The following is a 13,001-nucleotide window of genomic DNA, read 5'->3' on the forward strand; positions in this document are numbered from 1 at the left end:
GTCCGGGCCCGCGCCTCGGGGGCGGGCCCGGACGCGTCCGCGGTGGGCGTCGGGGGAGAGGGGGCTCAGTCGTGGGCGCCGAAGCCGTCCACGCGGCAGACCATGGTCGTCACGAAGGGGCGGAAGCCCTCCCGCTCCAGGAAGCTGATGTCCTCGGACGCGGTGGCCAGCGCGGAGAACTCGATGTCGCGGATGCCCATGGAGGCGAGCTGGCGGCGCACCTCCTCCAGCAGCTTCGACCCGACCCCGCTGGAGTCGTACTCCGGGTCGATCGCGAACGTCTGCACGACCGCGACCCGCGTCCCGCGGTCCCAGCTGCCCTGCGCGCTCTCGCGGATGGTGACCATCGCGTACCCCGCCAGGTCCTCGCCGCTCTCGGCGAGGATCGCCATGGTGTCGGGGTCCGACAGCCAGGCCAGGTACTGGGCGCGGCGGCGGCGCCAGGACTCGTCCAGGCTCGTGGCGCTGATGATGTCCGACAGGTGCGAGGCGCTCAGGGTGTGCTGCTGGTGGAGGGCGCCCCACAGGTCCGCGAGCTCCTCCACCTCGTGCGCGCCCAGGTAGCGGAAGCTGAGGAGACCGACGTCGGTCGTACGAGGTTTGGTCATCAGCGAAGTTTGCATGTTCTTCTCACCCGTTCCCACCAGCATTGGGTGCTGATCCCCCGGGGTCCCCAGAGCGGGGACCCGTGGTTGAGCTGTGTTCCGACTGTACGTGTCGGTGTCGACCCGAACGGGCGTGACACGAAAAAAAGAGATGCACGAGATCGCAGTAGAAGAATTAGTTCGATTCTTTCCTTGGTAAACCCAGGGTTCGCCCGGTGTTGGGCCACGCTTCGGCAGTGTGCACGGAATCACCTTCCGAGCTGGGGCAACAGGACGGAAACCACACGGAAACCTGTTCGTACTGTCATAAGTTGGAGCGCATGATCGACGTTCGGCGGTTGCAGCTCCTCCAGGCACTCGAACACCACCGCACGGTGGCGGCGACGGCGGAGGCGCTCAACGTCACCCCGTCGGCGGTCTCCCAGCAGCTCGCCGTCCTGGCCAAGGAGGCCGGGGTCCCCCTCGTCGAACGCCAGGGCCGCCGCTTCCTGCTCACCGGCGCCGCGCGGGTGCTGCTCCGGCGCGCGCACGTCATCTTCGCGGAGATGGAGCGGGCCACCGCCGACCTCGCCGAGTACGCGCAGGGCGACCGCGGCGTCATCCGCGTCGGCTCCTTCTCCACGGGGATCAGCGACCTCGTGGCCCCGGCCCTCGCGCGCCTGCGCACCAGCCACCCGGAGTGGTCCTTCGAGGTCGTCCAGGCCGAGCCCGAGGAGAGCGCCGAGATGGTGCGCTCCGGGCGACTGGACGTGGCCCTGACCATGTCCACCCGGCACCTGCCCGCCTCGGGCGACCCCGACTTCCGGGTCGACCCCGTCATGGTGGAACTGCTCGACGCGATCCTGCCGTACCAGCATCCGCTGGCCGCCCGCACCAGCCTCCACCTGGCCGAGGACCTGTCCGACCAGGACTGGATCATGTCCGCGCCCGGCACGGCCTGGCACGAGTGCGTGTCCGGCGCGGCCAACCAGGCGGGCTTCCAGCCGCGCGTGGTGCACACCGTCGACGACTTCAGCGCCGTCTTCTCCCTGGTGCAGGCCGGCCTGGGCATCGCCCTGATGCCGCGGCTGGCCTGGACGGGGCTGCACGCGCCGCAGATCGTCGTGCGGGGCGTGCGCGAGACGGCGCGCCGGCACATCGTCGCCCTGTCCCGGGCCGGCTCGTCCCCCGAGCCCCTGCTCACCGCCGTCCGGGAGGCCGCCAGCAAGGTCCCGGTGCCGTCCGTGGGACCCTTCGCCATCGCGGGCTGACCGGGGCGCCCGGGGCAGCGCCCGGGCTCAGGCGGGCAGCGGCGGGACGTCGTCCAGGACCTCCCCGGCCGCCTCGTGCAGGTACCGCGCCACCAGCTGGATCGGCCGCCACGCCCACCCGCCGGTGCGGCCGGCCAGGAAGACCTCCCTGACCCCGCCCAGCTCTCCCAGGGGCGCGTGCGCCACGCCGCGGCGGGTCACCGCAGCCAGGCGCGGGACCACGCCGATGCCCAGCCCTGCCGCGACCAGCTCCTCGAACAGATCCAGTGTGTCGACGCGGTGCGCGATGCGCGGCGTGAAGCCGGCGTCGGCGCACATCCGCTGCACCAGCGCCTCCTCGTCCCCCCGGTAGGGGCTGGCGATCCATGACGCCCCGGACAGTTCCCGCAGCCGCCGCCGGGTCAGGGTCCGGCTGTCCGCGCCCTCGGACGGCTGGGACAGGAGCAGCTCCTCGCCGCCGATCGGGCGCACCGTCAGGGTTCCCGGGAAATCCCGGGGGAGAAGGCTGTACTGGTACACGACCCCCAGGTCCGCGCCCCCGGTCTGGAGGAGGGTGAGCGCCTGCTCCGACTCGTGCTCGGTCAGCTGGACCTCGATGCCCGGGTGGTCCTGCCGCAGGCGCCGCAGGGCGGGAAGCACCACGGGCGCGGCGCTCGTGTACATCACCAGGTCGACGCGGCCGACGGGTTCGCCCTCGCCCTCGAACTCGGCCCGGGCCGCCTCCACCCGCGCCAGGATGTCCACCGCGTGCTCCGCGAGCCGCCGCCCCGCCGGCGTGAGGCGCACGCGGCGGCCGTCGGGCGCCAGGAGGGGGACGCCGGCCTCCTTCTCCAGGACGGCGAAGTGTTTGGAGACCGCCGACGTGCTCATGCCTGTGACCTCGGACACTGCGGCCATCGTGCCCAGGCGCTCCAGTTCCACGAGCAGACCCAACCGGGTGAAATCCATCCACCGAAACTACACGGTCCATCAACCATCGGTCCGTGGACAGAAACGAACCTCTCGGATCCAATGGTCGGGTGATCCCCTCATTCGTGTCCTCGCTGCGCCGTGCCCGCTTCCAGGTCCCGGCGCCGGTCATGCTGCTCATCGGCATGTTCACCCTGCACACCGGCAGCGCCCTGGCCGTCACCGCGTTCGCGCACGCCAGTCCCGCCACCGTCACCTGGCTCAGGCTGACGTGGGCGGCGGTCCTGCTGCTGGCTCTCGGCGGTCGCTCCCTGTGGCGCGCCGTGCGCGCGGCGACGCCGCGCGAACTGGGGGCCGTGGTGATCCTGGGCACGGCGAGCGCGGGGATGATGCTGTTCTACTCCGAGGCGACGGCGCGGATCGAGCTCGGCGCCGCCACCTCGATCGAGTTCCTGGGCACCCTCGTCGTGGCCGTGGCCGCCATGCGCCGCCGGCGCGAACTCGTGTGGATCGCCGCGGCCGTGCTCGGCGTGCTCTGCCTCACCCGGCCCTGGCGGGGGGACCTCGACCTGGCCGGGGTCGGCTTCGCCCTGGCGGGGGCGGTCTGCGTGGTCGCCTACATCGTGCTGACCCAGAGGGTGGGCGCCGGCTTCGGGGCCGTCCACGGCCTGGCGCTGGCCATGACGGTGGGATCGCTGGTCAGCGCACCCTTCGGGGCGCCTGCCGTCTTCGCCGCCCCGGACGTGGACCTGATCCTGTTCACGCTGGTGATCGCGCTGCTCTTCCCGATGGTGCCGTTCCTGCTGGAGATGGTCGCGCTCCAGCGGATGGGCCGGACCGCCTACAGCACCTTCTCCAGCCTGGAGCCCGCGGTCAGCCTGGTGATGGGCCTGGTCGTCATCGGCCAGGCGCCCGTGGCCGTGCAGGTCGTGGGCATGGCGCTGGTGGTGGTCGCCGGGGTGGGGGCGGCCCGGGGTGACCGGAGCGACCGGCCCGCGGCGCCCGGCCCGGAGGCCGTGCGCCGGAGCCGGGCGGGGGAGGGCGTCCCCGGATCGTCGGCGGGGCCTCCCGCCGAGGGCCGGGACGTGCCCGTGCTCCCGGCCGGTCGCGGGACCCCGGAGGCGGAGCAGGCGGAGGCACCCGGGTCCCGAGAGTCCGACCGGGCCGCCTGAACCCCGGGAACGCCGGAGGGCCACCGCCCGTCCGGGCGGCGGCCCCTGGGCCTGCCGTGCTCACCGATGGCCGCCGGTCCGCTCCTCTCGGAGTGCGAAGACGTCTCCGGCGCGGAAGAACCGCACACCGCGCGGGTTCCTCGCGCAGACGAGGTGTCCGCGGTCCGACCAGCGCCTGACCGTGGAGACCCCGACCCCCAGGGCCAGGGCGGCCTCCCCGGTGAACAGGTAGAAGTCGGGCCCGGTGGCGAGGATCTCCTCCAGGTCGTACCGGTGGTTCACCGCCGGCTGCGGGGTAGCGAACGCCGTGGCTTCCTTGGTCGACTTGCGTGCTGGTTCCATGCCTCCAAAGTGGCCTCTGCCGGTCAAGTTGCTCCACTGATCGACGAGTTTCGGGATACGCCGGACACGCGGCTGGAAGGCGTTCCACAATGATTCCTGTGAAGCCTCCTCACTTCCCCGATGTGCTCCGCCGCCACCTCCAGATCAGCGGGATGACGCAGGCCGCGCTGTCCTCGCACTCGCGTGTCTCTCAGGCGTCCTTGTCCCGGTATCTCTCCGGAAAGACGAATCCGACGCGGGGGGCGGTGGACGCCCTGGATCAAGCTCTGGAGGCGAACGGCGCCGTCCTCGCGGCGTGGAAGAAGGAGGTCAGGGATGACCTTCCTCCGTTCCTGAGGGATGTCGACACCTTGGAGAGGGAGGCGCTTCGGATTGATCTCATCTCACCGGTCACGGTTCCGGGCTTGTTGTGGTGCCAGGCATATGCGCGTCTGGTGTACCGCGCTGGTAGAAAAGTCCGGGACGTCGAACGTCTCGCGCAGTTGCGGTCCGAGCGCTTAGGGCACCTGTCCTCAGATATTTGGGCGGTTTTTCCCGTGACGGCATTGACGGGTGTTCCGGACGCGGTTCGTGCTGATCAAGTCAAGCACCTGCTGTCACTCCCGGAATGGGTGTCACTTCACCTGGTCCCGGAGAAGAGTCTTCTTCTGGGTATCCCTGGCCCGATCATGGTGTTCCAGCTCCGGGACGGTCGACATGTCGTGACGAGTGACCACTTGGAGGGGAATCAGGTCTATGGAGACGCAGTTCTTCCCAGGGTGACCGAGTTGCTCCGAGACGCGTACGCGCTAGCGTTGCCCCACAAGACCACCCGTGAACTGCTGGGGGAACTGCTGTGACTGCTGACTGGTTCAAATCCTCCTACTCCGCGAACAGTGGGGCCTGTGTGGAGGCTCGTCTCTCCGGGATCGGGGCGGACGTCCGCGACACGCAGAACCGCGATGCGGGAACCCTCTCCTTCCCCTCCGGCGAGTGGCGCGCGCTACTGGCGGCCGAGGCCCGGTAGTCGCCGCCCCGAGACCGTGCCCGCCCGGTCGTCCGACCGGGCGGGGGTATCGGCGGGGTCCGCTTCCAGGGGTTTCCGCGCACCGGACAAACTGTGATACGCACCACTTCTGAGGTGTGAGAGCTGCCCGATTCGGCCGGAAACCGGCTGTCATCGCGCCGCCACAGCCCATCTGAGCAGCGAAGACCGTCACGTTGCGTACGGGAACGGGCTCTGAGCTGGGATTTCCCCTCGCGTATCGGACAGTCCGAATGCACTAGCTTGGTGCGATCATGGCCGCGAAATCTGATCTCGAACTCCTGCGCGCCCACGAACCCGTGCTCATGTGCACGAAGGGGGAACTCTTCTTCCCCACCGACGTGGACGCCTACGTACGCAACTGCAGCCTGTGGATCGAGGAGCCCGGCGGACGCGAACGCGTCCTGGTCCCCGCGGGGGAGCTGACCCTCGACCGTCTGTCCCAGGCCGAGGAGGAGTGGCCCGAGCGCCACAAGCACCTCCGCTTCGTCCAGGAGGAGACCCTGCGCGAGGAGGCCCGGCGCTACAAGGGGGTCGCCCGCTCGGTCATCCCCAAGAGCGGCCGCCTCGCCGCCGTCGGCGTCCTGGGCCGGGTCCTCGACATCCTCATGAAGCTCTCCCTGCTCATCCGGGGCGCCGTCCCCGGCGGCGTCACCTTCGCGGCGGTGACCCGGTACCGGGAGCGCGTCGACAACGGCGGCGCCACCTACTACGGCCGGGTGTCCCGCGAGGGCGGCTACATCATCCTCCAGTACTGGTTCTTCTACGCGATGAACGACTGGCGGACCATCTACGGCGGGGTCAACGACCACGAGGCCGACTGGGAGCGCGTCACCGTCTACGCCGTCGAGAACCCCGACGGCACCACGCGCCCCGTCTGGGTCGGCGCCTCCTCGCACGAGTACCACGGCGACGACCTGAGGCGCAGCTGGAACGACCCGGACCTGCACCGGGACGGCGACCACCCGATGGTCTACGTCGGCGCGGGATCGCATTCCCACCAGATGCTCCCCGGCGACTACCTCATCCAGGTGGACCCCTCCTTCCTGCGCGGCATCATCCGCGTCTGGCAGTGGATCGCGCACCGCGTCTTCCGCGCGGACAGCGCGATCAACCGCCACGGCATCGGCGTCCCCTTCGTCGACTACGCGCGCGGCGACGGCGAACGCCTCGGCCCCGGCGGCGACCGCGAGTGGTACGCCGTCCTGATCGACGACGACACCCCCTGGCTGAAGGGCTTCCGCGGTCTGTGGGGGCGCGACACCCGCGACTTCTTCGACGGGGAGCGCGCGCCCAGCGGCCCCCGCTACGAGCGCGACGGCACCATCCGCCGCTCGTGGGCGGACCCGCTGGCCTGGGTCGGCCTCCAGAAGGTGGCGCCTACCGAGGCCGCCGCCCGCGCCGAGCTCCGCTCCCACGTGGGCGTCCTGGACGAGCGCCTGCGCGAGATGGACGCCGACGTCCTGCGCCGCCGCCACGAGCTGCGCCAGCTCGACTCCGCCCGCATGGCCCTGTCCCGGGAGGCGCACTCCCGGCCGCGCGCCCGCGAGTACACCGAGCAGATCGAGGCCCTGGAGGAGGAGCTGGCCCAGGTCTACGAGAAGCGCGTGCTGACCGCGGACGAACGGGACACCCACCTCCGGGCCCTGGCCTCCGAGACGCCCCTGGTGCCCACGCCGACCGGGCACCTCAAGGCCCCGCACCTGCCGTACTCCTCCGGCCAGCAGCGCACCGCCCGCTTCCTGCACCTGTGGGTGGCCCTGAGCACCCCGCTCCTGCTGGTGTCCCTGGCCCTGCCCATGTTCCTGCTGGACGGGCAGTTCACGCTCTACGCGATGCTCGGGGTCGTGGTGGCCTTCGCCGCCGTCGACTCGGTCGCCCGCCGCAAGTTCGTCCAGTACCTCACCGGTCTGGCGATCGCGGCCTTCGTGATCGGGATCGCCGTCGGGATCGTGGCCGCGTTCATCGCCGACTGGCGGATCGCGATCGCCGTCCCCATCGCGGTCATCGTGGTGCTCCTGCTCGTGGTCAACATCCGCGAACTCCTGCGCCGCTGACCCTCCCGCCCCCGCGGCCCCCGCCGCGGGGGCGGGGCGCTCCCCTCGTGCGCCCGCCGTCCGGGCCCGGGGAGCTTCCTGGGCTTCCCGGGAGCCGCGGTTGGCGCCGGGGCCCCGCGCGGGGACGATGGGGGTATGAGCGACGCGTTGTTCGGCTCCCCGCCGGTGGAGGTGGCCCCCGGCGCCGTGCACCTGCCCGGATGGCTGGACGGGGACGCCCAGGCCGACCTGGTCCGCCGCTGCCGCGACTGGGCCCGAGGCCCCGCCGGGATGCGCCGGCACCCGATGCCCCGCGGAGGGGTGATGAGCGTTCAGATGGTCGGGCTCGGCTGGCACTGGCAGCCCTACTCCTACTCCCGCACCCTCCCCGACGGCACCCCCGTCCGGCCCTTCCCGGCGGTCCTCGCCGACCTGGCCGCCCGCGCGGTCGGGGCCGCCTACGGCGCCCCGCCCGGGCCCGGCGCCGACCCCTACGACGTGGCGCTGGTCAACTTCTACGACGCCGACGCCCGCATGGGCATGCACCAGGACAGGGACGAGCTCTCCCGCGAACCCGTCGTCTCCCTCAGCCTCGGCGACACCTGCGTCTTCCGCTTCGGCAACACCGAGACCCGCACCCGCCCCTACACCGACGTCGAACTGCGCAGCGGCGACCTCTTCGTCTTCGGCGGCCCCTCCCGCATGGCCTACCACGGCGTTCCGCGCACCCGGCCGGGAACCGCCCCGCCCTCCCTCGGGCTGGCCGGACGGCTCAACATCACCGTCCGCGCCTCCGGCCTGGAGGGCTGACCGCTCCCGGTTCGCCCGGGCGTGGCGTGTCGGCGCGCCCCGGCCCCCGCGCCCCGCCAGGATCGGGCACAGTACCCACCGCCCGGGAGGGAAGCCCATGCACGACTCCTCGCCCGAACGCGTGATGGCCCTGGGCCACGAGGCCGCCCGACTGCCGGCCCGGGACTCGCCGGGGACCGTCCGCGCCGTCCTCTACCGCGACGGGCGCCGGGAGCGCGAGGCCGACTCCGTCGAGGAGGCCCGCCGGGCCCTCGCCCGCGACAGCGGGCTCATGGCCTGGATCAGCATGGACGAGCCCGACCAGGAGCAGCTCACCGACACCGCCCGGCACTTCTCCCTTCCCAGGCTCGCCCTGGAGGACGCCATCGTCGCCCACCAGCGGCCCAAGGTGGAGACCTACGGCGACGTCCTGTTCGTCGTGCTGCGACCGGCGCACTACGACCGGGACCGGGAGGCCGTCCGGGTCGGCGAGCTCCACCTCTTCGGGGGCCGCGGCTTCGTCATCACCATCCGGCACCGGGGGCAGGTGGACGTCGAGGCCGTCCGGGGCCGCCTGGAGGCCGAGCCGCGGGTCCTCGCCCACGGTTCCCTGGCCGTCGTGCTCGCGGTGCTCGACAGGGTCGTGGACGCCTACGCGCCCGTCGTCTTCGACATCCAGGACGACATCGACGAGGTCGAGACCCAGGTCCTCGACGGCGACCCGGAGGCCTCGCGCCGCACCTACCGGCTCGCCCGCCAGGTCATCGTCCTGCACCGCGCGGTCGACCCGCTCGACGTCGTCATGACCGACCTCATGGCGCTCATGGAGCGCCCCGAGGAGGCCGACCCGGGACCGCCCCACGCCTCCGCCGAGGCCCGGGGCACGCTGCACAACCTCCTCCGCGACGTCGCCGACCACGTCAGCGCCGTGCGCGAGCACGCCGAGGGGTTCCGCCAGATCCTCCAGAACATCATGTCCGTCAACAGCGCCCTCATCGACCAGGCCCAGAACGAGGCCATGAAGAAGGTCTCGTCCTGGGGCGGCATCCTGGTCGTGCCCACCCTCATCGCCTCCGCGTACGGCATGAACATCCCGCCCCGGCCCGGGTTCGAGTGGATGTTCAGCTGGCCTCTGTCCCTCCTTCTGATGGCGCTCTCCAGCCTCAGCCTCTACGTTGTGTTCCGACGCAACGGCTGGCTGTGAGGAGGGAACACGGTGCGCGACGGGGAATCCGCCGAACGCGAGGTGATCCGGCTGATGACGGGGGCGTGGGTGTCCAGGGCGGTCGCCACCGCCGTCGAGCTGGGGGTCCTGGACCGCCTCGGCGAGGGCCCGGCCGACACCGGCTCCCTGGCCGAGGGGCTCGGCCTGCACCCGGACCGGCTGGACCGCCTGCTGCGGCTGCTGGCGGCCGTGGGCGTGGTCCGCGAGCGCGACGGCCGCCACGAGCCCACCCGGGTCGGCTCCCACCTGCGCCGGGGCCACCCCTCCGGGATGGCCGAACTCGCCCTGCTCTACGACAGCGACATGTTCGGCGACTCGTGGGAGCACCTGGCCGACGCCGTCCGCACGGGGCGGACCGCCTTCGGCGAGGCCCACGGCACCGACGTCTTCTCGTACCTGGAACGGCACCCCCGGGACGCGGAGCTCTACACCGCGGGCATGGCCGCGGGCGGCCGGTTCTCCACGCACATCCCCGACGTGTACGACTTCGGCGGGGTGCGCACGGTCGTCGACCTCGGGGGAGGGGCCGGCGAGCTCCTCGCCGCGGTCCTGGCCGCCGCCCCCGGCGCGCACGGCGTCCTGGTGGAGCGCCCGGCCGCGCTCGCCGCGGCCCGCGAGCGCCTCGGGGCGTTCGCGGACGCCGGACGGTGCGACCTGGTCGAGGCCGACTTCCGGGAAGGGGTCCCCGAGGGCGCCGACGTCTACCTGCTCAGCCGGGTGCTGCACAACTGGTCCGACGAGGACGCGCGCGGTCTGCTCCGCCACTGCCGCCGGTCCATGGCCCCCGGCGGCAGAGTGCTCGTCGCCGAACGCATCCTGCCCGACGAGGGCCGTCCCTGGCTGTCGCTGGTCCTGGACGTGCACATGATGGTGATGACCCCGGGGGCCGAGCGGACCGAGCGCGGCTACGAGGAACTGCTGCGCTCCGCCGGGCTCACCACGCGCGAGATCCTCGACCTGCCGCTGGAGATGCGGCTCCTCGTCGCCGGCCCCGTCCCGCAGCCATGACCATGGGGCGGGCCCTCCGCCCTCGCCCGTCCCGTCACATCCGCCAGGGGAGGTTGAGCCACGGGCTCGCCGGATCACCGGCCAGGACCTTGTGCGCCGCCACCGAGTCCGTGTAGTAGGGGCCGAACGAGCCCTCGTCGAAGGCCATCGCCCGCCCCAGCACGAAGCCCGCCGACATCTCCTGCCACGAGCCGTGGTGGCGCATCGACTGCGCACCCGCCCGCAGGATGTGCCCGTGCGCGGCCCGCTCGTCGGCGTACCCGGCGTTGACGCCCCACCGGGCGAGGTTGACCGCCCGGCCGAAGTCGTAGGCGCGCACGGTCCGCACCGGCACGCCCCGGGGGAGGACCCCGTCCTCGACCATGCGCTCCTCGTACTCCCAGATCCGGGCGGCCTCCAGGACCATCTCCTCGTAGACCCGGTGGGCGGCGCCGCGGGCCCGGCACCAGTGGGCGATCAGGTCCGGCCACACGCCCGCGTCGAAGGGGTGCCCGGGCGCGCGGGCCATCGCCCGGTTGCGCAGGTCCAGCAGGACCGTCACGTCCGAGGCGGGGCGGTGGTCGTCGGTCAGGCGGCGCAGCGCGCCGTCCCACCCGGCGGTGTCGGTGATGCCCCAGGAGTCCCGGAGCTTGGCCCGCTCGTCCTCGGCGTCGCAGCAGGAGCACGACGAGTGGACGGCGTTCCACACCCCGCCCCCCGCCGTCGGCATGTGCGCCCCGGAGGCGAAGGCGTGCGCCAGCGGCCCCTGGAAGAACCCCGCGGGGTCGCTCCGGAGCCTGGCCCGCTTGGAGAACAGTCCCATGGCGCCCCTCCTCAGGGGTTCGGGAGGCGGCGGATCCCCTCCGCCTCGCGTCGGGCCCCGGCGGTGCTCCGCTCCGGGGCGGCGGAGCACCGGGGGGCCGCCGTCCGGGAGCGGGCGGAGTCCGGTGTCTCCTCCGGCTCCCGGGTCCTGCGGTTGTGCGCGTGGTCGGTCCAGCTGCTGCCCATGCCCCGGTTCCTTCCGTCGCGCGCCCGGAGACGGTGGGGCGCGCCGCGAGGTGTGACGCCTCCGTCGGGCCGCGGGTTCCGGATTTCTCCGATCGAGAGGAAGAGGAGTGGAAGGAGTGGTTTCCGTGCACTCCCGGTGTTCGCGGTGTGACGGAGAAGGTCTTGGTGCCAGGGGTCACATCACCTACGATGGGAGCGCTCCCAGAAAGGACTCCCCATGGATGCCCCGACACTGCCCGCACACCTCCAGTTCGGTACCGCCACCGCCGCCTACCAGGTCGAAGGGGGAGTCCACGAGGGCGGGCGCGGACCGTCCATCTGGGACACCTACTGCCGGACCCCCGGACGCGTCGCGCGCGGCGAGACGGGCGACATCGCCTGCGACCACTACCACCGCTACGGCGAGGACGTCGCCCTGCTGGCCGACCTCGGAGTGGACCTCTACCGCTTCTCCGTCGCCTGGCCGCGCGTCCAGCCCACGGGCAGGGGCCGCCCCAACCCCGAGGGCCTCGCCTTCTACGACCGGCTCGTCGACACCGTCCTCGGCGCCGGGATCGAACCCGTCCTCACCCTCTACCACTGGGACCTGCCCCAGGCCCTGGAGGACGAGGGCGGCTGGCGGGTGCGCGACACCGCCCACCGCTTCGCCGAGTACTCCCGCATCGTCGCCGACCGCCTCGGCGACCGCGTCAACCGCTGGATCACCCTCAACGAGCCGTTCTGCTCGGCCTTCGTCGGCCACGCAATCGGCCGGCACGCCCCCGGCACCCGCGAGGGGGCCCCCGCGCTCGCCGCGGCCCACCACCTCCTCCTCGCCCACGGCATGGCCGCCGGAGAACTGCGCGCCGCCGCGGCGGGCGAGGTCGGCATCACCCTCAACCCCGACCACCTGCTGCCCGCGTCGGACTCCGACGCCGACCGCGCCGCCGTGGAACGCGCACGCACGCTCCACAACCGCGTGTGGTTCGACCCCATCTTCAAGGGCGCCTACCCCGACAACGAGGACGAGGTCTGGGGAGACATGGCCGACGGCTCGTACCGCGCCGACGGGGACCTGGAGATCATCGCCCAGCCCCTGGACTTCCTCGGCGTGAACTACTACCGGCCGATCATGCTCCGCGACGCCCCGCACGCCGAGGCCGACATCTCCGCCCGCACGGCCGTGGACATCCGGACCGAGCAGGTGGACTTCGAGGGGGTACGGCACACCACCATGGGCTGGCCGGTGCTCCCCGACACCTTCGCCGACCTGCTCATCGACCTCGACCGCCGCTACCCGAACCTGCCGCCCATCCTCATCACCGAGAACGGCTCGGCCGAGGACGACCGGCCCGACGAGACCGGGCGCGTCCGCGACACCGGTCGCGTCGACTACCTGCGGGACCACCTGGCGGCCCTGGCGCGGGCCATCGAGGCCGGGGTCGACGTGCGCGGCTACTTCGTGTGGTCGCTGCTGGACAACTTCGAGTGGGCCTACGGCTACGACCGGCGCTTCGGCCTGGTCCGGGTCGACTACGAACGCCTGGAGCGCCACCCCAAGGACAGCTACCACTGGTACCGCGACTTCCTGACCTCCCACCGGGCCCGCAGGGCCGGCGAGGCCGTCCGACAGGGCTCGTAAGGGGCGGCTTCCGCCGCGCCCCGCGGACGGCGG

The 13,001-nt window shown here is 72.3% G+C and carries 14 protein-coding genes; 9 read left to right on the top strand and 5 right to left on the bottom strand.

All coding sequences use genetic code 11. The features are described from left to right. Window positions 1-65: 65 nt before the first annotated feature. A complete protein-coding gene (locus tag ACWGL3_RS25765; protein ID WP_267949456.1) occupies window positions 66-608 on the bottom strand; it encodes a GNAT family N-acetyltransferase in 543 nt (180 codons plus the stop codon). 317 nt (window positions 609-925) lie between these two features. Here ACWGL3_RS25765 and ACWGL3_RS25770 point away from each other — a divergent pair, with 317 nt between their 5' ends. Continuing rightward, window positions 926-1,855 (top strand): LysR family transcriptional regulator, encoded by a 930-nt coding sequence (locus ACWGL3_RS25770; protein ID WP_267949457.1) that lies wholly within the window; start codon window positions 926-928, stop codon window positions 1,853-1,855. Between the two features lie 27 nt (window positions 1,856-1,882). Here the strand turns inward: ACWGL3_RS25770 and ACWGL3_RS25775 are convergent, their stop codons facing one another. Beyond that, a complete protein-coding gene (locus ACWGL3_RS25775; protein ID WP_267949458.1) occupies window positions 1,883-2,803 on the bottom strand; it encodes a LysR family transcriptional regulator in 921 nt (306 codons plus the stop codon). Between the two features lie 71 nt (window positions 2,804-2,874). Between ACWGL3_RS25775 and ACWGL3_RS25780 the strand changes: the two genes are divergently transcribed. Beyond that, a complete protein-coding gene (locus ACWGL3_RS25780; protein WP_267949459.1) occupies window positions 2,875-3,936 on the top strand; it encodes an EamA family transporter in 1,062 nt (353 codons plus the stop codon). Window positions 3,937-3,996: 60 nt separating this feature from the next. Here the strand turns inward: ACWGL3_RS25780 and ACWGL3_RS25785 are convergent, their stop codons facing one another. Then, a complete protein-coding gene (locus ACWGL3_RS25785) occupies window positions 3,997-4,278 on the bottom strand; it encodes a helix-turn-helix domain-containing protein (RefSeq protein WP_267949460.1) in 282 nt (93 codons plus the stop codon). Between the two features lie 98 nt (window positions 4,279-4,376). Between ACWGL3_RS25785 and ACWGL3_RS25790 the strand changes: the two genes are divergently transcribed. From ACWGL3_RS25790 to ACWGL3_RS25815, 6 genes are all read left to right on the top strand, one after another. Beyond that, window positions 4,377-5,117, top strand: coding sequence for a Scr1 family TA system antitoxin-like transcriptional regulator (locus ACWGL3_RS25790; RefSeq protein WP_267949461.1), 741 nt, complete (start codon window positions 4,377-4,379; stop codon window positions 5,115-5,117). Further along, a complete protein-coding gene (locus ACWGL3_RS25795; protein ID WP_267949462.1) occupies window positions 5,114-5,284 on the top strand; it encodes a DUF397 domain-containing protein in 171 nt (56 codons plus the stop codon). Before ACWGL3_RS25790 ends, ACWGL3_RS25795 begins: the two co-directional genes overlap by 4 nt. Window positions 5,285-5,556: 272 nt before the next feature. Further along, complete coding sequence (locus ACWGL3_RS25800; RefSeq protein ID WP_267949463.1) at window positions 5,557-7,359, top strand: hypothetical protein; 1,803 nt, start codon at window positions 5,557-5,559, stop codon at window positions 7,357-7,359. A 135-nt stretch (window positions 7,360-7,494) separates the two neighbouring features. After that, window positions 7,495-8,148 carry an alpha-ketoglutarate-dependent dioxygenase AlkB family protein gene (locus tag ACWGL3_RS25805; protein WP_267949464.1) on the top strand — a complete coding sequence of 218 codons (654 nt, stop codon included), beginning with the start codon at window positions 7,495-7,497 and terminating at the stop codon, window positions 8,146-8,148. A gap of 97 nt (window positions 8,149-8,245) precedes the next feature. Beyond that, entirely contained in the window at window positions 8,246-9,331 is a 1,086-nt protein-coding gene (locus tag ACWGL3_RS25810) for a magnesium and cobalt transport protein CorA (protein ID WP_267949465.1), read from the top strand. 12 nt (window positions 9,332-9,343) lie between these two features. Beyond that, window positions 9,344-10,360, top strand: a complete 1,017-nt coding sequence (locus tag ACWGL3_RS25815; protein ID WP_431061500.1) for a methyltransferase — start codon at window positions 9,344-9,346, stop codon at window positions 10,358-10,360. 34 nt (window positions 10,361-10,394) lie between these two features. Here ACWGL3_RS25815 and ACWGL3_RS25820 read toward each other — a convergent pair whose 3' ends face one another. Both ACWGL3_RS25820 and ACWGL3_RS25825 read right to left on the bottom strand, forming a co-directional pair. Next, entirely contained in the window at window positions 10,395-11,162 is a 768-nt protein-coding gene (locus ACWGL3_RS25820) for a DUF1266 domain-containing protein (RefSeq protein WP_267949466.1), read from the bottom strand. 11 nt (window positions 11,163-11,173) lie between these two features. Continuing rightward, the gene (locus ACWGL3_RS25825) at window positions 11,174-11,347 is read right to left on the bottom strand and encodes a hypothetical protein (RefSeq protein ID WP_267949467.1); all 174 of its coding nucleotides are present in this window, start codon (window positions 11,345-11,347) and stop codon (window positions 11,174-11,176) included. 217 nt (window positions 11,348-11,564) lie between these two features. Between ACWGL3_RS25825 and ACWGL3_RS25830 the strand changes: the two genes are divergently transcribed. Beyond that, window positions 11,565-12,968 (top strand): GH1 family beta-glucosidase, encoded by a 1,404-nt coding sequence (locus ACWGL3_RS25830; protein WP_267949468.1) that lies wholly within the window; start codon window positions 11,565-11,567, stop codon window positions 12,966-12,968. Window positions 12,969-13,001 lie beyond the last annotated feature (33 nt).

It is taken from the genome of Nocardiopsis sp. NPDC055824, assembly GCF_053616335.1.